We start from the raw sequence: 20,082 nt of genomic DNA on the forward strand, positions 1-20,082 counted from the left end.
GAGATGGCTATTTTGGTAACGGGCGGGGCAGGTTATATCGGCTCCCACACAGTGCTGGCACTGCTTGAGCGCGGTGATGATGTGGTGGTACTTGATAATCTGTGCAATGCCTCGCGTGAGGCCATCAATCGGGTTGAGAAACTCGCCGGCAAGAAAGCAACGTTTATCGAAGGCGACGTTCTTGACCGCGCCTGCCTGCGTGACCTGTTTGCCTCTCACAGCATTTCTGCCGTGATTCACTTCGCCGCACTTAAAGCGGTGGGTGAATCCACGCGTATGCCTCTGGAATACTACGAAAATAACGTATCCGGTACGGTCGTACTGCTTGAAGAGATGCGCAACGCGGGCGTCTGGAACTTCATTTTTAGTTCTTCCGCTACTGTTTATGGTGCCAATGCCCCGGTGCCTTACGTGGAAACCACACCGATTGGCGGCACAACCAGCCCATATGGCACCTCTAAGCTAATGGTCGAATTTATCATTCGGGATTTCGCCAAAGCTGAGCCGAAGTTTAAAACCATTGCGCTGCGTTATTTTAACCCGGTCGGTGCGCATGAGTCGGGCGAGATTGGCGAAGACCCAACCGGTATCCCTAACAATCTGCTGCCTTACATTGCCCAGGTCGCTATAGGTCGTCTGGATAAACTCGGCGTGTTTGGTGGTGACTACGATACGCCAGACGGCACCTGTCTGCGTGACTACATCCATGTCGTTGACCTTGCTGAAGGCCACTTGAAAGCGCTGGACCACCTCGATAAAATTGAAGGCTATAAAGCCTATAACCTGGGGGGTGGGAAAGGCTTCTCTGTGCTGGAAATGATCAAGGCGTTTGAGCAAGCCTCAGGCAAGTCCATTCCGTTTGAAATCAAGCCGCGTCGTGATGGTGATCTTCCGGCATTCTGGGCGGATGCGTCGCTGGCCAACCAGGAACTGGACTGGCGGGTTTCGCGTGGTATCGATGCGATGATGCGTGATACGTGGAACTGGCAGTCGAAGAATCCGGAAGGGTTTCGTTAAAAACCGAACGATTACCTAAAAAAGCCTCGTATCGTTCAATCGCTGAAGAAGCAATTGAAAATATGGGGTTTTTTTGTGCCCCCAAAGTAACATCTGTCTGAATGATATTTGTCTAAAAAATAATCACATAAAGTTAAGTGAAAATTTATGATGATTGGACGTTATCTATACATTTAATCAATGAGCTACGGGTTTCACGTTTCACTCACTTTATAACTGAAAAAGCAACTTTGTAGATTAAATGCACAAATTTGTAACCTCGGAGCGGGAGTAATTACAAAATTGTCAAAAAGTGGCCTTTTAAACCTTGTCTAGAAGCCAGGATAGTACGAGAATCGTAAGGTTTTTTATCAGTTAGCCCGGGTTCCGAAATTATTAACCCGGCAAGACAACGCCATTATGTAATGCAGTCTATGCTTAACGATGGCTAAAGCTACGTTTACGCAGGTGGTTGCGATAGCCAGGGGCGGTAGCGTGGTTAAAATATGACAACTTAGCAGTGGTGCATACATGCAAGAGATCGTTTGTGTTTTTCTAAGTGCATTTGCGTTGCTCTTCATTGCGCGCAAGGTCGCTCGCAAGGTCGGACTGGTCGATAAGCCTAACGACCGAAAGCAGCATAAAGGACACATTCCCTTAGTTGGCGGCGTTTCGGTCTACTTATCACTATGGATACTTTATGTCATGCAGCCTGGCTGGCTACCTGACTTTACCATTTATATGTTCTGTGCCACCGTGCTGTTAACTGTTGGTGTGATTGACGACCGTTTCGATCTGCCTGTTATTCCTCGTATACTGATTCAGGCTTTAATGGCGTGCATCATGATGTGGAATGGCTACTACCTGTACTCACTTGGTAATATTTTATTTGGATTTCAGTTAGTGCTGGGTATGTTTGGTTATGCATTTACACTCTTTGCCGTCATCGGGGCCATTAATGCGTTTAACATGGTTGATGGTATTGATGGCCTGTTAGGAGCTTTATCATGTGTGACATTTGGCGCGCTTGGTATCGTTTTTGAACTGGGAGGTAATCCTAAGCTTGCATTATGGTGCACATGCCTGATGGCGGCCTGCCTGCCTTATATTTTATTGAATTTAGGTATTCCATGGGGTAAGAAATTTAAAGTCTTCATGGGTGATGCAGGAAGTACACTTATTGGATTTACAGTAATTTGGTTACTTATGATCGCGACTCAGGGAAGTGAGGCAGTGATGCGGCCTGTAACAGCGCTCTGGCTAATAGCGGTTCCTTTGATGGACATGGTCCGAGTAATGAGTTCACGTATCCGACGTGGTTGCAGCCCTTTCAGGCCTGACAGAGAGCACCTTCACCATTTGTTGATGAGAGGAGGTCTGACCGGTCGTGGTGCACTTACTGTCATGGTCTTCTGTGCCGCTATGCTTGCAACGATTGGGATTGTATCGGAAAGCATGGGAATAGGTGATTGTTGGCAATTGCTGGCATTCATTGGTCTGTTCTTCACCTTTAATGCGGCCATCAATAAGTCAGCAAGATTTCATAGAATAAACTCAATTAAGCTCTCAAATCAGAATGAAAATGAAGTATTAGCAGATAAATTCTGACCTTAAATTTATTACGGCTAAGATGTAAGTTTTTGGCTGTAGCGAAGGCTAAATTTAACACACAAAGTAAATTGCATCTTGAGCTAATTAATTAGATATTGGCCCAAAGTGTTGGACTTGAATTAATATTCTGGATATGAATCGTGAAAATTTTAGTGACTGGTGGTGCAGGTTTTATTGGATCCGCGGTAGTTCGTCATATAATCAAAAATACGCAAGACAGCGTTGTAAATGTTGACGCACTGACCTATGCAGGCAATCTCGAGTCACTCAAGGGGATTGAGAGCAATGAGCGTTACAGTTTTGAACATGCAAACATATGTAATGCAGACCAAATGATCTCGATTCTGGACCGTCACCAGCCAGATGCAATCATGCACCTGGCAGCAGAAAGCCACGTTGATCGTTCAATAACTGGCCCAGCCGCTTTCATTGAAACCAATATTGTTGGGACCTACACTCTGCTGGAAGCAGCGCGGAAGTACTGGTTGACGCTGGGCGACATTAAGAAAAACGATTTTCGTTTTCATCACATCTCGACGGATGAAGTTTATGGTGACTTGCCTCATCCCGATGAAGTAAAAGAATCTCAACCGCTCCCCTTGTTCACAGAAAACACGTCATATGCGCCAAGCAGTCCTTACTCTGCCTCGAAGGCATCCAGCGATCATCTGGTCAGAGCATGGACACGAACCTACGGTTTGCCTTCCCTCGTTACCAATTGTTCGAATAATTATGGTCCTTATCATTTTCCAGAAAAACTTATTCCTCTCGTCATACTAAACGCGTTAGAAGGTAAACCATTACCTGTTTATGGCAAAGGTGACCAGATTCGTGACTGGCTATATGTCGAGGATCATGCGAGAGCGCTCTATACGGTTGTGACATCTGGAAAAATAGGGGAGACATACAACATTGGCGGTCATAACGAGAAGAAAAATCTCGATGTTGTATTCACAATTTGCGATTTATTAGACGAGATCGTCCCCAAAGATGTTTCCTACCGTGAGCAAATTACCTATGTGAAAGACAGGCCTGGACACGATCGCCGCTACGCCATTGATGCGAGCAAAATTGGAAACGATCTTGGTTGGAAACCTCAGGAAACCTTCGAAAGTGGTATCCGTAAAACGGTAATGTGGTACTTAGACAATACTGAATGGGTTAATAATGTGAAAAGCGGTGCATATAAAAGCTGGATCGAAGAGAACTACGGAGAACGGCAGTAATGGATATCCTGCTTTTAGGTAAATCAGGGCAGGTGGGCTGGGAACTGCAAAGAGCACTCGCGCCGCTAGGGAATGTTGTTGCGCTTGACAGGCATTCGCAAGCGTATTGTGGTGATTTAAGCCAACCTGATGCGATTGCGCAAACCATCAGGCAGCTCAAACCATGCATCATTGTTAATGCTGCGGCTTATACGGCAGTCGATAAAGCAGAGTCTGACACTGAACAAGCTTATTTATTAAATGCGGACTGCGTTGAGGTTATTGCTAAAGAAGCCGAAAAAATCAATGCATGGATTGTACATTACTCGACAGATTATGTTTTTTCGGGCAAAGGCGAAATGCCGTGGCGTGAAAGTGATATTACGGAGCCTGTTAATATTTACGGTGCAAGTAAATTAGCGGGTGAAAAAGCAATACAGATGCACAGCTCCAAATATCTTATCTTTCGCACAAGTTGGGTTTATGCTGCAAAAGGAAATAACTTTGCTAAAACGATGCTGAACCTTGCAAAAAATAAAAAAGAACTGTCAATCATTAACGATCAGTATGGCGCACCTACTGGTGCGGAGTTACTGGCCGACTGTACAGCTCATGCGCTTCGTGTTGCCGTTTCCCAACCCGAGGTTTCCGGTATATACCATCTGGTAGCGAGCGGTATCACCACGTGGTTTGATTATGCATCATTAGTATTTTCTGAAGCGCGCAACAACGGTGCTATGCTTGAACTTGAACGAGTAAAAGCAGTTCCAACCAGTGTTTATCCAACGCCAGCACCCCGACCAAATAATTCGCGACTAGATAATACTAAATTCCAGCAGACATTTAAGATGAATTTGCCTGAATGGGAAAAGGGTGTTAAGCGTACCCTGAATGAACTATTGAGTAAAAAAAATTGACAATCCGCTAATGCCTGAAATCGGGCATTTTGTGCTTAAAGAGAAAAGATATGGAAAAGCGTAAAGGCATAATCCTTGCGGGTGGATCTGGAACCCGTCTCTACCCTGTAACGATGGCTGTCAGTAAGCAGTTACTGCCAATTTATGACAAGCCTATGATCTACTATCCGCTTTCTACGCTAATGCTGGCCGGGATTAGAGACATTTTAATTATAAGTACGCCCCAAGATACACCGCGTTTTCAGCAGTTACTCGGTGATGGAAGTCAGTGGGGCATCAATTTAGAATATAAGGTTCAGCCTTCTCCTGACGGATTAGCTCAAGCATTTATTATTGGTGAAAGTTTCATTGGAAACAGTAATGTCGCATTAGTATTAGGTGACAATATATTTTATGGACATGACTTGCCGAAACTTATGGAAGCCGCTATTGAAAAAGAAAATGGCGCGACTGTTTTTGCCTATCATGTAAATGATCCAGAACGATATGGCGTTGTTGAGTTTAACAAGCAAGGCACGGCAATAAGCCTGGAAGAAAAACCTGATACGCCCAAAAGTAACTACGCGGTCACAGGTTTATACTTTTACGATAACGACGTGGTCGAAATGGCTAAGAATCTCAAGCCTTCTACTCGTGGTGAACTCGAAATCACTGATATCAATCGTCTCTATCTTGAACAGGGACGCCTGTCTGTAGCCATGATGGGGCGAGGTTATGCATGGCTGGATACGGGAACACATCAAAGTATGATTGAGGCAAGCAATTTCATTGCGACGATTGAAGAACGGCAGGGGCTAAAAGTATCTTGTCCTGAAGAAATCGCTTTCCGTAAAGAGTTTATATCAGCTGAAAAAGTTGAGACATTAGCTAAACCACTTTTGAAAAATGCCTATGGGCAATACTTGATGAAAATGTTGAAAGGCTATTAAGCATGAAAGTGATTGAAACTGATATTCCAGATGTGCTTATTTTAGAACCACAAGTTTATGGTGATGAGCGCGGGTTCTTTATGGAGAGCTTTAATCAGAAAAAATTCGATGAAGCGGTCGGGCGAAAGGTTGAGTTTGTTCAAGACAACCATTCTAAGTCTGCTAAAAACGTCCTCAGAGGATTGCATTATCAAATTCCACCTTATTCTCAGGGTAAGTTAGTCCGTTGTGTTATGGGTGAAGTCTATGACGTGGCCGTTGACATACGTGAGTATTCCTCATCTTATGGCAAGTGGGTTGGTGTGCATTTGTCGGCTGAAAACAAACGTCAATTGTGGATTCCTGAGGGGTTTGCTCACGGTTTTCTAGTCTTAAGTGATTCTGCCGAGTTCTTATACAAAACGACAAATTATTATCATGCAGAAAGTGACAGAGGTCTGATGTGGAATGATCCTGACATTGGTATTGAGTGGCCTGTAATAAGCTCTCCTCTGCTTTCTAATAAAGACAGCAATCAACCTGCGTTTAACAAAGTGCGTTAAAAGTATAGATCAATAAGCTGATAGTTAAAAAATTATCAGCTTAATCAAAAAGCTCAAGACTAATATAAATAATTGAACTTACGCGCAACATGAGATAGTAGTATGGGGCATTACAAAAAAATAGTTTTTGATAATTTTTTTCTAGCTATTCAGTTTTTCTTCGGTGGCCTGACAGTATTTTATGTATCACCAATGATTATTAAGATTATTGGTGTCTATGATTATGGGAAGTTGTCTGTGTTTTTAAGTCTGGTTACCTATATGTCCGTCATAATCCAATATTCCTTCAATATGACTGGGCCTAAATTAATAGCTGAAAATAGTGATAAAAAAGAATATTTTTTTAATATAATACTGTCAGCAAAAGGGGTTTTGTTTTTGCTGGTAACGTTAATTTTTTTAGTTTATTTTTTTACAAGTCAGGAAAAATACAGTCTAATCTATCTTTTGTTTCTTGTTATGCCCTTTTCTTGGGTTTTAAATAGTGCATGGTTTTTGCAATATAATGGTAATTTTTTAATCAGTAGTGTTTGCTCCATCTTAGGCTCTTTAGCAACATTTATTCTTGCTTACTTTTTTTTGGAAAAAAACGATGGCTATGCTATAGCTATCATGTGTCTGGTTTCATCAGCAGCAATTAATGGTTTGTTAACATTTATTTCCTCTGTCAGGCATTTAGATAAAATAAAAATTTTAAAACCTTTCGGTGTAATCAAGGATGGTCGCGATATTTTTATATCGCAGATGATTTCAGCACTGTACACAATGTCAGGTGTTTTAATTGTCTCGTATTTTTATGGTTCCGCCCAGAGTGGTGTTTATGCCGCCATTGAAAGGTTCATGAATCTTTTTATTTCATTGGGTATATTAACCCATGTGGCAGCGTATCCTAAGTTGACTGTAATCTTCAATAATGACTTCAAAAAATATAGGAGTACAGTCCTGTTTGTCGTAGGTGTTTATACGTTATTCTCGTTTTGTATTTTATTAGGCTTGTTTTTTTTTGAGGCTCAAATAGAAAATTATATATTTGGTAGCCAATACGAGGGTGCATATAAAGTTTTGTATTCGGCTGCATTTTATATTTTCCTTGGTATTTATGGTCCAGTCATAACAGGTTATCTAAATCTTATTAATAAAAGTGGTAAAATAATTAAAATTAATATTTTAATAGCCATTGTTTCAATGTTTCTAGGTGGTTTCTTTTTGAAATTTTTAGGCACTGAAGGTTGGTTACTAGGACTTGGATTAGCTCAGATTATCAATTTAATATATTTCATAAGAATATTTTTTCGGAGAGCGTCATGTGTGGGATAGTTGGATTTATTGGTGAAAACAATAACAAAAATATCATTACTGATATGCTGGCTACCATTAAACATAGGGGGCCTGATTCCGATGGCATTTGGCATGACGATTCTTGCAATTTATTTTTTGGCCATACTCGTTTATCAATTGTAGACTTAACAGCGTCCGGCCATCAGCCAATGGTCAGTGATTGTGGCAATTACGTTTTAACCTTTAATGGTGAAATTTATAACCATATTGAACTACGTAACAAATTGTCAAGCACGCTATCAATAAATTGGATAGGGATGTCAGATACTGAAACTTTGTTAAAGTGCATCATTGAATGGGGTTTATCTAAGACACTTGAGAACCTAACAGGGATGTATGCTTTTGCGCTATGGGACGTTCGCAAAAGAACGTTGAGTTTAGCGCGGGATCGTATGGGTGAAAAGCCATTATATTATGGGTATTTGGGTGGGTCTTTTGTATTTTCATCTGAAATCAAAGCGATGAAAGAACACCCGGAATTTGATAAAGAAATTAATTGGGATTCCGTTAATGGATTTCTACATAAAAACTACATATCATCACCCAACTCTATATATAAGAATATTAAAAAATTAAAAGCAGCTCACTACTTGCATCTAACGTATGAAGATATGTTGGCAAAATCTGATGTCCAGCCTATCTGCTATTGGTCAGTTCAGGCATCAGTAACTGATGATAATTTTGATAAAAAAGATTATAACGACTGTTTGGAAGAACTAGACAGTATATTAACCAACACGATAGCGCTACAGTCTATTGCTGATGTAAAAGTGGGGGCCTTCTTATCCGGAGGCATTGATTCAAGTGCTGTTGTTGCATTACTTAAAAAGAATAATCAAAACGTCACCACTTTTTCAATTGGAATGCCTGACAAGGAGTTCGATGAATCGCAACATGCTATTGAAATCGCGAAATATCTTGGAACAAAACATTTCAATTATAATATAACTCCAGGTGAAGCCCTTAATATAATCGATAAAATTCCAAAAATTTGGGATGAGCCTTTTGCAGACAGTTCCCAAATACCCACCTTTATGGTGAGTAAATTTGCTCGGGAACATGTGACAGTAGCTTTATCAGGGGATGGTGGCGATGAGTTATTCATGGGCTATAATCAGTACCCGCTTTTAAAGAAATTATGGCAAACAAATGCATTATCGGCACTACCCGTAACAAGAATTTCAAACACGCTTAAAAGGTTAAAAATAAAAGGCTTAAATCCCTTTTTGCAAAGAGCTGAAAACTTATCGCTCGCATGGAATTTTAAAGAGCCATATCAACTTAATGATTTCTGGATGGATAAATACAGAAATTCAGATTTCCCTATGTTAAATGATTCGCAGCTTTTCCCAGATTCTACGCCAAAATTTAAAGATGGAATAACATCAGTCTGCCTTCACGATTTAAATTATTATCTTTCAGATGATGTCTTGACGAAAGTAGACAGGGCATCTATGGCTGTTAGCCTCGAAACGCGCGCGCCATTTCTTGACCATAAAGTTGTCGAGTTTGCATACAGATTACCCACCCATTACAAAATCGATAATAAAGTACAGAAAAAAATTCTTAAAGACATGCTCTATAAATATGTTGATAGAACATTGATTGACAGACCTAAGCAAGGATTTTCGCTTCCAATGAAACGTTGGTTGAGAGTCGAATTAAAAGACTGGGCTTACGATAGATTAAAATCATTACCGTCGGACAAGTTTAATGCCAGCGTTATAGAAAAAATATGGCATGAGCACCAGAGTGAGCTTAAGGATAATAGCGAAAAAATCTGGGGTCTTTGTAATTTGGCTAATTTCTTGGTAAAAAAATGAATAAAATTGCCGTTTACACTTGCGTTACTGGTGGATACGATAAAATTAAAAAGCCAGCTATTATTAACAGTGAATTTGATTATTTATGTTTTAGTGATACCAACATTACTGTGCCTTATCCCTGGAAATTGATTCGGGTAAATGAAGAAGAAAAATTCTCTGGACTTGATAAGAAAACAATCAATCGTAAGATTAAAATTACTCCACATGTTTTTCATTATTTTGATAATTACGAATTAACAATATACATTGATGGCAATATAGAAATCTTAAGTGATTTGACGATGTTGGTGGAGACAGTTAAAAGCCAAGATGAAAAAATATTTATGTATGATCATTTTGGTCGGAACTGCTTATATAAAGAGGCCACTGAATGTTTATTAATCGGCTATGACTGGCAATGGAATATTTACAGGCAGATGAGAAGATATAAACAGTCTGGTTTTCCTTCTAATTATGGTTTATTTGAGTGTTCTATCATTATTAGAAAAAACGACTCATCAATCAATAAATTAATGGATGAATGGTATAAAGAATATTTAAACGGGGTAAAGCGAGATCAGCTATCCTTAATGTATGTGGCATGGTCTAACATGTTTAAAATTAAGAGTTTGGGTAAAAGTGATGCGAGATTTCTAAATGAGAATTTCAATTTGGTGCCGCACAAAGCCTCTAACTCAAGTTTAAAAAGGCGCATCAAAGCAAAACTAAACAAATGCATACATTCTTTGGCAGGTGGATTTTAAATGGATAGTAAAAAATTCGGCATCATCATAGTCTTTTATCACCCTGAAAATGAAAACGTAGAGACTGCCCGCAGGTTAAGTGAAAAATATGATGTCGTCATTGTTGATAACAGTGAAAAGCCACAAAACTATACGTTACCTTCTGCAAAAGTCATCAATTTGTATGGCAATCAAGGAATAGCAACAGCATTAAATAAGGGACTCTCTTATTTAATAGAAAATAATTATGAGTTTGCATTTTTATTAGATCAGGATAGTGAGCCTGAAGATAATTTAATAATGTCGCTAATTGAATATATTGAAGGTACTGATGAGAAAACTTGTCTGGTATCTCCTTCGTATTATGATAAAGCAATTAATAAGAATGCTGAGTTTATTGTTTGCGAAAAAAAGAGAATTGTCAGGCAACCGGCTCTGGGCAATGAGCCTATTCAGGCATCTTATGTGATAACGTCTGGATCTATGATTAGGCTTTCAACTATTCAGCATATCGGATTTATGCTCGATAAACTATTTATAGATTTTGTTGATATTGAATGGTGCCTTCGAGCAAGGCATGCAGGGTATCAAATATTTGGATTGCCTTGGTTGAAGATGAGCCATGAGATTGGTGGTAAGCCAATTAAGGTTATGAACCGGACGTATGTCAATCATTCACCTATTCGACATTATTATTATTTTCGAAATGTTTTTCATTTATTAAGAATGAAGCATATTCATTCTCAGTGGAAGAAAATGGAAGTAATTAAATTGGCTCCGAGATTCATCGTATATGCTTTTTTTACTGAAAAACCTCTCCAACACACCGCTCATATGTTAAAAGGCATTTGGGACGGAATATGTGGTCGTTCTGGTAAAAAAAGATGAAAGCAGATAACAAAATAATTATATTAATCGTATATTTTCTGCTTTCCATCGCTGTTTTTATTCTCTTCGACTTTGCAAATTCGCCTGATTTTCAATCCTATCTTAACTGGTATGAATCTTCAGTAAACGCGTCTTATCTGAATACTTGGGTCTTATTAAAGGATCCAGGGTATTATTTTATATCTAATTTTTCTTATTATTTAAGTTTGGGTGTTCTGGGCGTAATATTTGTTTTGTTTACTATTTCGATTAGCACAAAAATGTTTGTCGCCTATAGGTTTCTTAATGCAGAGATGTTTTTTTGGTTTGGTGTGCTATACTTATCTAGGCTTTTTATAATTCATGACTTAATACAGTATCGTGCTGGTGCAGCCATAGGTCTTTGTTTTTTGTCTTTCTTTTTCTATTTAAAGGCATATAGATTACGTGCCGGTAGTATTTTTTTATTCGCAGTTTCAATTCATCTTTCGTCTATTTTAATATTGGTGGTTATTCCACTCCATTCATTTTTGATGAAAAGGCAAAAAGCTAATCTCTTTAATTTTATAATTGTCGCATTTATTCTATCTTTTATCGTAGTGCTCATCGATCCTTATCGTTTTTTGATGGAGCTGATGGCGAAAATTCCATTTTTACAAGAAAGAATTGCACCCTATATAGATGGTTCTTATCAAACATCAGCTATTCCTTTGTTGAATACTTATGTTTTAATAAAAATTATAGTGTTTATTTTTTTTCTGCGCTGGATTTATCTTAATCAAGATAAAGAACTTGTAAGAAAAAATCATTTACTTTATTTGTCTTTTTTTATTTCTTATTTCAGTTTAGTGCTTGGGTGGTTTTTTAGAGGGAATGATTCATTAGCAATAAGGTTGTCTGACTTTTATTGTATATATGATATTTTATTCTTCGTGCTCGCGATGAATGTTTTTACCGTATCCAGTAAACCGTTATATAGATTGTTTATTTTGATAAGTGCAATTATCTTTATTTATTCATCTGCGAAATTAATTTTCCATTAAATGGCCATTTTATGAGTATTTTTATTTCATTAGTTTCACATAATCATGCTGAGATGATTATGAAGACATTTTTTTTTCAGGATCTTGCAGCAAAGTATAATGTTGTTTTAAAAAATAATGCAGGTCAAGACAGTAGTGTGTTGAATGTTTATTGTAAAACCAACAAAATACATCTTATCGATAATAATTATGGGCTTGGTTTCGGAAGTAATAATAATATCAACTTCAAATACTGCGTTGACGTCCTTGGGATGCAAGACGATGATATTTTTATTCTTATTAATCCCGATGTCGCTATAAATACTAAAAGTATTGATGACTTAACTGCTTTAATTAATAAATATGATGCTGACGTTGCAGGCATTTCTCTGTTTAAAGACGAAGGTTTTAAAAATAGAGATTTATCAGTACGTAAATATCCTACTTTTATATCTTTCTTTTCATCATTATTGGGCATCAAAAGAGAATGTTATTTCGCTAGTTTTTCTGCTCATGAAGAGGCGGTGGACATGGAGTGGGTTGCAGGCTCATTCATAGCTTTTAAATGTTCTTCTTACAGAAAAGTACAGGGTTTTGACGAAAATTATTTCATGTACTGCGAAGATATTGACATCTGTTACAGAGCAAAATCACAAGGGATGAAACTCTTGTATTTCCCTCAAATAAAGGCTGTGCATACTGCCCAGCACAACAACCGTAAAATTTTTAGTAAACATTTTTTATGGCACTTAACCAGTGCGTTGAGGTTTATACTAAGCAAGCATATCAGGCTTTCTGTGAATTCTTCTATTAAATGAAACGTTCATGGGGTTTTTTCCGATCTTTTTTTTAAGTGTTAGTTTTTTTTACTAAGATGTGTCCTTTGGGGTATGATTTTAACCATATTTTTAATCGCGCCAGGCGCGAAGAGCACAGAAGGAGTCAAAAATGTCTAAGCAACAAATCGGCGTTGTAGGTATGGCGGTAATGGGCCGTAATTTGGCACTTAACATTGAGAGCCGCGGTTATACTGTTTCAGTATTCAATCGTTCACGTGAAAAAACGGATGAAGTGATTGCTGAAAATCCAGGCAAAAAGCTAGCGCCATTCTACTCCGTTGAAGATTTCGTCGATTCCCTTGAGAAGCCACGTCGCATCTTGTTGATGGTGCAGGCTGGAGAAGCTACCGATAAGACAATCGCTTCACTGACACCGCATCTTGATAAAGGCGATATTTTAATCGACGGTGGTAATACCTTTTATAAAGATACTATTCGTCGCAATAAAGAACTTTCAGATCAAGGCTTCAATTTTATTGGTACAGGTGTATCGGGTGGTGAAGAGGGCGCGCTTAAAGGTCCCTCAATTATGCCTGGCGGTCAAAAAGAAGCCTATGAGCTTGTTGCTCCTATTTTAAATAAAATTGCTGCCCGCGCTGAGGATGGTGAAGCATGTGTAACCTATATTGGTTCTGACGGTGCAGGCCATTATGTGAAAATGGTTCATAACGGTATTGAATATGGTGATATGCAGTTAATTGCAGAAGCCTATTCTCTACTAAAAGGGGCACTTAATTTAACAAATGAAGAACTGGCTGAAACGTTTACACAATGGAATGACGGCGAGTTAAGCAGTTATCTTATAGACATAACTAAAGATATTTTTACCAAAAAAGATGATGATGGAAAATATTTAGTTGATGTGATTCTAGATGAAGCTGCTAATAAAGGAACAGGTAAATGGACCAGCCAAAGTTCGCTTGATCTCGGTGAGCCTTTATCACTGATCACTGAGTCTGTTTTTGCTCGCTATCTTTCATCACTTAAATCTCAACGTGTTGCAGCTTCAAAAGTTTTAAAGGGCCCCGCAGCCAAAAAATACACTGGTGATAAAGCTGAATTTATTGAAAAAGTTCGTCAGGCTTTATATTTGGGGAAAATTGTTTCTTACGCACAAGGGTTTTCTCAGCTAAAAGCTGCGTCAGATCAGTATAACTGGGATCTTCAATATGGTGAAATTGCGAAAATCTTTCGTGCAGGTTGCATTATTCGGGCGCAGTTCCTACAGAAAATCACTGATGCCTACGCTGATGATGTGAATATCGCTAATTTACTTTTGGCTCCTTATTTCAATAATATTGCTGATGAATACCAGCAAGCATTACGTGATGTTGTTGCTTATGCTGTTCAGAACGGAATTCCTACACCAACGTTCTCATCAGCAGTGGCTTATTATGACAGCTATCGCTCTGCGGTCTTACCTGCCAACCTGATTCAGGCACAACGCGACTTCTTCGGTGCGCATACCTATAAGCGCATTGATAAAGAAGGTGTATTCCATACTGAATGGCTTGAATAATAATTTAAATAAAGCCTCTTCAATGTAGGAGGCTTTTAAAATATTATCACTCAGGAGCCTTAACTCACAATTGAAGGTAATTCGAGCTGAATTAATGAATTTATGATAAACAAAAATAATGCAAACGACGAGCATTCACCCCGGCATCATGGGATGTATGTAGCAGAGCGAAATGATTCCGGTATCGATTTAATTGATTTAATTGTACAATTATGGCGTGGGAAAGTTATTATTATTTCCACCATTGTCGTTTCAGTTTTGATTGGTATTGCTTATCTCCATTTTGTGAAAGAAAAGTGGGTTTCAACTTCAACAGTAACGCTTCCCGCTGCAGGCCAGGTTGCTAACTATAACGCGGCTTTGAGTATCGTTTATGCTGATTCCCCGCAAGATAAACCTTCTCTTACTGGGCTTCAAAGCCAATTGTTCAACCGTTTTACTGCTTCTATGAGTGCGCTTGCAGGGGCGCTGAATAACCTTGAGACGCCTGTCACGTTGACATTGAGTCCAGTTAAAGGAAGCGAAGATGCACTAAATATTTCACTCGTTGGACAAAGTGCAAAGCAAGCGCAAATGCAATTAACTCAATATATTTCTCAAATTAATAATGAAGTCGTCAAAGATTATGGCGATGATATTAAAAGAAATTTAAGTGTCAAAACTCGAGAACTTAACAATACATTAGATACCTATAAGCAAGTTGCATTGAATCAGAAAGAGCATCGTCTCGATGTTATCAAACAGGCTTTAAAAATTGCAGATGCTTCTGATGTAGGTAAATTGCAAGTAAATCAGGCTGAGTTTCTTTCTGATGACACTTTATATTTATTAGGCAGCAATGCGCTTAAGGCTATGGTTGAGAATGAGAATTCAAAACCGCTCGATTTCAGTAAGGAATATTATGATGCACAGCGCGCGCTACTTGCCGTTACGCACCTTAAAATTGAAGTTGAGAACCTGCAATCCTATCGCTTTATTTCTCAGCCCGACTTACCCATCAAACGTTTAAGTCCCAGGAGAGGTATTGCTCTGATGATTGCGTTTTTAATCGGTGCTTTATTGGGATCTATTATCGTCATTGGTCGTAATTCACTAACCAGTTACCGTAACCGAGGTTAGCGAAAAGTAAAAGTCTGAGTAAAAGGCTGATTTTAACTTTGATCAGCCTTTTGCGTGTGCGCCTTTTTCATTCAGGCCCAGCTAAAAAATGCTTTAGTATAAAATCACTTAGGCAAAATTTAGACGCTTCAGGTCCGACTAAAGCTCAATGTTGCACCAACAAATCCCCACTCCGCACCGACTTCTCTCCCGCCAGCCTCAACACCAGCATCCCTGCCGTGGCAAACCTGGCCCAATGCCGGGCATAAAGTATCCCACCGAACTCCGCCACCAGTGGCGTGATATGGTCTGTTACCGGATCGACAATCTCCGCGACCACTTCACCTGGCCTGATAAGCGCACCCAGCGGTTTGCGATGCAGAATCAGTCCCGAGACGGGCGAGTGAACGTATTCGCAACCGGCAAGCGGGGTGGGCGGATTTTTCAGCGCAGGTGATGAGGCGGATGTACCCTCGGTGTGACGCTGCTTAATAATCCTGCTTTCATCGGCAACCTGAGCAAGACCTGGAGCACCGAGTCCTGTACCGCTCTCATCAACGCCGACTAAATCTTCGCCTCCGCTGGCGACGGATACCAGCTCATCGCCGCCAATCACCGGTGCCGCGACCTCGACAGAAACGGCCGCCTCATCGGCTGTAATGTAGCCCGATTCCTGTAGCGCGCTGATAATCGCATCGGCATCCTGTTCCGCTTGCTCTGGCGACACGTCACGTACGCCACGGAGTTCAAGGGTTACGGGTAATAAACCCTGCGGCATGGGGAACTGTTCGGCAAAACGCTCTGCCAGCGTCAGCCAGGGCTCACAACAGGCTTCATCAAATGGCTCCCCGCCGGAAACTTGTGCCAGCAACTGAACTTCACTACCTAACCAGCGTGCCAGCGGTTCGACCGCAGGCCATGCGTGCGGTGTGGTATAGAGGTGCGGCAGGGCTTCCCAGTCGCAGTGTAGATCGATCATTAAATCCGCCTGGCTCGCCATGCGCATGAGCGTGAACCGCTGCGCTTCCAGCTCCGTTTTCGGTACGGTATCGCGGTAGTAGCGATCGATTGCATCACGAATCAGTCGCTTGTTTTGGGTTTCGTTTGGCGTCAGTACGCCAGCCAGATCGTTAGCCAGCGTGGTGCCGAGTGATGGAAACTTACGGTTAAAGTCTTGTCCAGTCTGCGTATGGAAGCGTCCCAAATGGGTGCCATGCCAGTGCTGGCCTAGCGCAAGAGGATTTGAAACCGGGATCAGGGTGAAAGAGGCTTTTAACCGTCCGGCTGACTCCAGCGTTTGCAGACGTTGTTTCAGGTACCACGCAACCGCCATGCCAGGTATTTCATCGCCGTGTAAGGCAGCCTGGATATAAACCTGTCGCGTAGCGTCATCGCCAAAATGAAAACTGATAATTTCACGCTGGGTGCCGAGAGAGGCGCTTAACAAGGGGTGATGTTGTTGGTACATACCGTGTTAATGTCCTTTTGTCGGTTCAGGGCGACAAGGGCCGCCCATAAAGTCATTGAGTATAGCCCTGCACAGGCAGGAGAGCGAAAAAGCCCGCCATGACGTTACTTCTGAATCGAAATATCGGTTGAGAAATAGCGCTTCTGAATCTTATCAAAGGTGCCATTTTTCTTAATTTCATCAAAGGCTGTATCCAGCGCGGTCTTCAGCTCGGCATCCCCTTTACGCAGACCAATCGCCGTGCCCGGTCCAATAATCGGATCCTGAACAATCGGGCCTGCCAGCGCAAAATCTTTGCCCTGCGGCTGTTTCAGAAAACCATTGGCGGCCTGCGCCGCGTCGGTAAAGACCGCGTCAAGGCGTCCGGCCACTAAATCGCTTTCCACCTGAGCCTGATCGCCGTAAGGCACCACAGTCACGCCATGCGGCTGCCATTTTGCGCGGGCATAACGTTCCTGCACCGTGCCCTGTTCAACACCCACCGTTTTCCCTTTCAGCGACTCTGGCGTCGGTAACAGGCCAGACCCTTTGCGTGCGATAAGCTGAGCGTGGGTATCGTAAAGCGGCTGGGTAAAGTCTATTTGCTTCAAACGCTCTTCTGTAATGCCCATGTCAGACAGGATGGCATCGAATTTACGGGCTTTAAGTGCCGGGATCATGCCGTCGAACTGACTTTCCACCCACACGCACTTCGCTTGCATTTGTGCACACAGGGCGTTGCCTAAGTCGATATCGAACCCTACCAGTTTGCCCTGCGGGGTTTTTGATTCGAAAGGCGGATAGGTGGGATCGACGGCGAAGCGGACCTGTTCGATTTTTGCCTGTGCGCCGAATGCGCAACCAGCAAGCACGGCCAGTGCAAGCGCAGCGCGCAGGCGAATTTTGAGGGTTTTCGTTGCCATAGTTCAGATCTTCTGTTGTCGTAATGTTGTATTACGCAGAGTACCTTTCGACCGGGATGATGGCAATTAGAGGATAATTTTCACAGTGTTAGCCCCACAAAGTGCACGGTAATCCTTGATGTTCAGGATCACTGAGTGGTCCAGCACGCCCGCATTAAACGCAATCTCATCGTAACGTTCAAACAGCAGCGGATCGACTATCGGCAGCAAATCAGGATGAAAACTGAACGGGGGAATCGCACCAAATACACAGCCCGTCAGCGCATCGACCTCCGCAGGCGAGGCAAGGGATGCCCGACGTCCTCCCACCGCTAAGGCCACTTTACTGAGATCGGCCTGCTGGTCGGCGGGCAGTACCGCCAGAACATGCTGTTTGATCCCATTGCCTTTCACATGGCACACCAACGCCTTTGCACCCTGACCGATTTCCGTGCCACGAATCGTTGCCACCGCTTCACATTTGCCGGTCGCTTCGTGCTGCATCAGGCGATAACGTGCGCGATTTTGGTCGAGTAGGGCAATTAATTTTTCATGAGTAGTCACGGTTCTCTTCCTGAGCAGTGAGTTGCAGCATCAGTGTCTGCAGCATATGTGGTTGACGCGGTAGCACGCCAGTTTTCAGACCCAGCGGTCTTAAGGCCCGGTTGAGCGTACTCAGGGTCGTATTTTCTCTGTCCTGCTCGATATCTGATAGTGTCCGGCGGCTAATCCCTGCCAGCGCTGCATAGCGTTCCTGTGAAAATCCCAGCACGTTTTTGCGAAGCTGCATCAGGAGTTCACCCTGTGACAATTTTTCTTCAAGAAACTGCTGAAGAAGGTTTAGCAGCATTGCCTCACGTTCAAACGGTGACAGCGTTTTCTTCATAGTTGCCAGCCTTCAATACGCTGATCCAGATAATCAAAGCCAAGAGCCGGCATAGTCAGAATTGATGCTGGTATACCTCGCTGGAGCAGACGCTCTTTGAGTCCGATAAGCTGTCGGGCCAGTACGGCCAGCTCAGCCAGTAATCTGTCCGATGGCACCAGGTCATCCAATGCGGCAGCAATCTGTTGCCATTGATATTGTCCCCCCTCCTCAAAAGGCGCCCCCCATTGCGTCGTGCGTACCACGCCTTCAGGATCCGCTTTCATCGGCGCAAAATCATAGATGGGTGCAAGCCACATGCCGGTATCCTTTTTCAGAATCGCGCTGTTACGACCATGATTATCAGAATTGCCAAACGCAATATTCAGCATGTCACGTTTTACCCACTCAATGACGAACGCCTCTTGCGCGCGTCTGTCAGGATTAAGGTGTGTAATCAGCGTGCTAATTACCTCAAAATGATTGAGATAGCTGCCTGGCGGTTTTCGCATTATTGAATAGACAGATTCCAGACCATACATCACTTTTTCGCCCGCGATGTAAGACACATCAAAGCGGGGTAACCATAAGGAAGGATAACGGCTACCTTCACACAACTTCATTTTTTCACAGGGAATGGTGTCGAAACCCATCGACGCTAATTCATGATAGTAGTGGTATTCGGCGCGAAGTATGTCGCAATCGATCGCGCTGCGCGCACCGCGCGGATACTTCACCAGATAATGCACATCCTGATTGTGTACATCATCCTGCCAAGTATCTATCCATACCTCATCCTGTGGCGTATAGCGCAATAAGAGTTTTGGCGCTTCACCGCCAGCCCCGGTCGCTCCACCGCTGGCTGCACCCATTTGCTGAGCGTACGCCAGAAAATCACTGTCACGTTCGATGGCCCATTCAGACGGAAAACGTCGGTCACGTAGCTGACTTTGCGCGGGTAACGCGGGTATCGACTCTTTGATGCGCTGGTTTCCCACTGGTGCAATTGTGCCAGATTTCAGCAACCAGAAATCCTGCTCAGCGGCAGACTTTCCCTGTAACCCAAGCTGCTGAATCCAGTAACGTCTACTGGCACCTGCAGGCATAATGTCATCCAGAAAGGTAAACCACGGACGAGCCGCATAGCTGCCAATAAGCATGACCGGGTAATTCAGACTGCAGCTGGCATAATCATTCCGATCAAGATATTCAACAGCGTAGTCAAAGTTATAGGCGAGTAAAGCGGGACTTTCACGTCCCTGGTGGGGATGTTGGATATTGAGCTGGGCAGCATCATGCCAGCGGCCCTTAATAAACAGCTGGAGTGTGAGCATGACAACTCCTGTTGAGCAACATTATGCTCAATAATAGCGTTTAATTAATTTTTTGAGAAGGATACTGCTCAGAATCCGCATAAAAGTGGAATTCTGAGCAGTA

Annotated in this window: 19 protein-coding genes; 14 read left to right on the forward strand and 5 right to left on the reverse strand. The window is 42.0% G+C overall.

What is annotated here, in order from left to right:
- Positions 1–3 precede the first annotated feature (3 nt).
- The 14 genes from galE (at position 4) to wzzB (ending at position 15,452) form a co-directional block, all read left to right on the forward strand.
- Complete coding sequence (gene galE, locus PAGR_RS07905) at positions 4–1,017, forward strand: UDP-glucose 4-epimerase GalE (protein WP_014605453.1); 1,014 nt, start codon at positions 4–6, stop codon at positions 1,015–1,017.
- 510 nt (positions 1,018–1,527) lie between these two features.
- Positions 1,528–2,604: a UDP-N-acetylglucosamine--undecaprenyl-phosphate N-acetylglucosaminephosphotransferase gene (gene wecA / locus PAGR_RS07910; RefSeq protein WP_014605454.1), complete on the forward strand. Its 1,077-nt coding sequence runs from the start codon at positions 1,528–1,530 to the stop codon at positions 2,602–2,604.
- A 143-nt stretch (positions 2,605–2,747) separates the two neighbouring features.
- Positions 2,748–3,833 (forward strand): dTDP-glucose 4,6-dehydratase, encoded by a 1,086-nt coding sequence (gene rfbB, locus PAGR_RS07915; protein WP_014605455.1) that lies wholly within the window; start codon positions 2,748–2,750, stop codon positions 3,831–3,833.
- Positions 3,833–4,729, forward strand: a complete 897-nt coding sequence (gene rfbD, locus PAGR_RS07920; RefSeq protein ID WP_014605456.1) for a dTDP-4-dehydrorhamnose reductase — start codon at positions 3,833–3,835, stop codon at positions 4,727–4,729. The genes rfbB and rfbD overlap by 1 nt, the downstream gene beginning before the upstream one ends.
- Positions 4,730–4,779: 50 nt before the next feature.
- Positions 4,780–5,658 (forward strand): glucose-1-phosphate thymidylyltransferase RfbA, encoded by an 879-nt coding sequence (gene rfbA, locus PAGR_RS07925; RefSeq protein ID WP_014605457.1) that lies wholly within the window; start codon positions 4,780–4,782, stop codon positions 5,656–5,658.
- A gap of 2 nt (positions 5,659–5,660) precedes the next feature.
- Complete coding sequence (gene rfbC, locus PAGR_RS07930) at positions 5,661–6,200, forward strand: dTDP-4-dehydrorhamnose 3,5-epimerase (RefSeq protein WP_014605458.1); 540 nt, start codon at positions 5,661–5,663, stop codon at positions 6,198–6,200.
- A gap of 102 nt (positions 6,201–6,302) precedes the next feature.
- Positions 6,303–7,517: an oligosaccharide flippase family protein gene (locus PAGR_RS07935; RefSeq protein WP_014605459.1), complete on the forward strand. Its 1,215-nt coding sequence runs from the start codon at positions 6,303–6,305 to the stop codon at positions 7,515–7,517.
- A complete protein-coding gene (gene asnB / locus PAGR_RS07940) occupies positions 7,505–9,361 on the forward strand; it encodes an asparagine synthase (glutamine-hydrolyzing) (protein WP_014605460.1) in 1,857 nt (618 codons plus the stop codon). Before PAGR_RS07935 ends, asnB begins: the two co-directional genes overlap by 13 nt.
- Positions 9,358–10,107, forward strand: a complete 750-nt coding sequence (locus tag PAGR_RS07945) for a glycosyltransferase domain-containing protein (protein WP_014605461.1) — start codon at positions 9,358–9,360, stop codon at positions 10,105–10,107. The genes asnB and PAGR_RS07945 overlap by 4 nt, the downstream gene beginning before the upstream one ends.
- Positions 10,108–10,974, forward strand: coding sequence for a glycosyltransferase family 2 protein (locus PAGR_RS07950; protein WP_014605462.1), 867 nt, complete (start codon positions 10,108–10,110; stop codon positions 10,972–10,974).
- Positions 10,971–11,996 (forward strand): EpsG family protein, encoded by a 1,026-nt coding sequence (locus PAGR_RS07955; RefSeq protein WP_014605463.1) that lies wholly within the window; start codon positions 10,971–10,973, stop codon positions 11,994–11,996. The genes PAGR_RS07950 and PAGR_RS07955 overlap by 4 nt, the downstream gene beginning before the upstream one ends.
- Positions 11,997–12,007: 11 nt before the next feature.
- Entirely contained in the window at positions 12,008–12,793 is a 786-nt protein-coding gene (locus PAGR_RS07960) for a galactosyltransferase-related protein (RefSeq protein WP_014605464.1), read from the forward strand.
- A gap of 130 nt (positions 12,794–12,923) precedes the next feature.
- A complete protein-coding gene (gene gnd, locus PAGR_RS07965) occupies positions 12,924–14,333 on the forward strand; it encodes an NADP-dependent phosphogluconate dehydrogenase (protein ID WP_014605465.1) in 1,410 nt (469 codons plus the stop codon).
- Positions 14,334–14,435: 102 nt separating this feature from the next.
- The gene (wzzB, locus tag PAGR_RS07970) at positions 14,436–15,452 is read left to right on the forward strand and encodes an LPS O-antigen chain length determinant protein WzzB (protein ID WP_237711079.1); all 1,017 of its coding nucleotides are present in this window, start codon (positions 14,436–14,438) and stop codon (positions 15,450–15,452) included.
- Between the two features lie 145 nt (positions 15,453–15,597).
- Here wzzB and PAGR_RS07975 read toward each other — a convergent pair whose 3' ends face one another.
- From PAGR_RS07975 to PAGR_RS07995, 5 genes are all read right to left on the reverse strand, one after another.
- Entirely contained in the window at positions 15,598–16,899 is a 1,302-nt protein-coding gene (locus tag PAGR_RS07975; RefSeq protein WP_014605467.1) for a succinylglutamate desuccinylase/aspartoacylase family protein, read from the reverse strand.
- 104 nt (positions 16,900–17,003) lie between these two features.
- Positions 17,004–17,801, reverse strand: coding sequence for an ABC transporter substrate-binding protein (locus PAGR_RS07980; RefSeq protein WP_014605468.1), 798 nt, complete (start codon positions 17,799–17,801; stop codon positions 17,004–17,006).
- Between the two features lie 66 nt (positions 17,802–17,867).
- Entirely contained in the window at positions 17,868–18,344 is a 477-nt protein-coding gene (locus PAGR_RS07985) for a YbaK/prolyl-tRNA synthetase associated domain-containing protein (protein WP_014605469.1), read from the reverse strand.
- Positions 18,331–18,666, reverse strand: a complete 336-nt coding sequence (locus PAGR_RS07990; protein ID WP_014594063.1) for a helix-turn-helix domain-containing protein — start codon at positions 18,664–18,666, stop codon at positions 18,331–18,333. Before PAGR_RS07990 ends, PAGR_RS07985 begins: the two co-directional genes overlap by 14 nt.
- Positions 18,663–19,979 carry a type II toxin-antitoxin system HipA family toxin gene (locus PAGR_RS07995; RefSeq protein WP_014605470.1) on the reverse strand — a complete coding sequence of 439 codons (1,317 nt, stop codon included), beginning with the start codon at positions 19,977–19,979 and terminating at the stop codon, positions 18,663–18,665. Before PAGR_RS07995 ends, PAGR_RS07990 begins: the two co-directional genes overlap by 4 nt.
- Between the last annotated feature and the right edge of the window lie 103 nt (positions 19,980–20,082).

It is taken from the genome of Pantoea ananatis PA13, assembly GCF_000233595.1.
GTDB lineage: Bacteria > Pseudomonadota > Gammaproteobacteria > Enterobacterales > Enterobacteriaceae > Pantoea > Pantoea ananatis.

Coding starts and splice junctions, on each gene's coding strand:
- galE (WP_014605453.1), top strand. CDS start 4: ATGGCTATTTTGGTAACGGGCGGGGCAGGTTATATCGGCTCCCACACA.
- wecA (WP_014605454.1), top strand. CDS start 1,528: ATGCAAGAGATCGTTTGTGTTTTTCTAAGTGCATTTGCGTTGCTCTTC.
- rfbD (WP_014605456.1), top strand. CDS start 3,833: ATGGATATCCTGCTTTTAGGTAAATCAGGGCAGGTGGGCTGGGAACTG.
- rfbA (WP_014605457.1), top strand. CDS start 4,780: ATGGAAAAGCGTAAAGGCATAATCCTTGCGGGTGGATCTGGAACCCGT.
- rfbC (WP_014605458.1), top strand. CDS start 5,661: ATGAAAGTGATTGAAACTGATATTCCAGATGTGCTTATTTTAGAACCA.
- PAGR_RS07935 (WP_014605459.1), top strand. CDS start 6,303: ATGGGGCATTACAAAAAAATAGTTTTTGATAATTTTTTTCTAGCTATT.
- asnB (WP_014605460.1), top strand. CDS start 7,505: ATGTGTGGGATAGTTGGATTTATTGGTGAAAACAATAACAAAAATATC.
- PAGR_RS07945 (WP_014605461.1), top strand. CDS start 9,358: ATGAATAAAATTGCCGTTTACACTTGCGTTACTGGTGGATACGATAAA.
- PAGR_RS07950 (WP_014605462.1), top strand. CDS start 10,108: ATGGATAGTAAAAAATTCGGCATCATCATAGTCTTTTATCACCCTGAA.
- PAGR_RS07955 (WP_014605463.1), top strand. CDS start 10,971: ATGAAAGCAGATAACAAAATAATTATATTAATCGTATATTTTCTGCTT.
- PAGR_RS07960 (WP_014605464.1), top strand. CDS start 12,008: ATGAGTATTTTTATTTCATTAGTTTCACATAATCATGCTGAGATGATT.
- gnd (WP_014605465.1), top strand. CDS start 12,924: ATGTCTAAGCAACAAATCGGCGTTGTAGGTATGGCGGTAATGGGCCGT.
- wzzB (WP_237711079.1), top strand. CDS start 14,436: ATGATAAACAAAAATAATGCAAACGACGAGCATTCACCCCGGCATCAT.
- PAGR_RS07975 (WP_014605467.1), bottom strand. CDS start 16,899: ATGTACCAACAACATCACCCCTTGTTAAGCGCCTCTCTCGGCACCCAG.
- PAGR_RS07980 (WP_014605468.1), bottom strand. CDS start 17,801: ATGGCAACGAAAACCCTCAAAATTCGCCTGCGCGCTGCGCTTGCACTG.
- PAGR_RS07990 (WP_014594063.1), bottom strand. CDS start 18,666: ATGAAGAAAACGCTGTCACCGTTTGAACGTGAGGCAATGCTGCTAAAC.
- PAGR_RS07995 (WP_014605470.1), bottom strand. CDS start 19,979: ATGCTCACACTCCAGCTGTTTATTAAGGGCCGCTGGCATGATGCTGCC.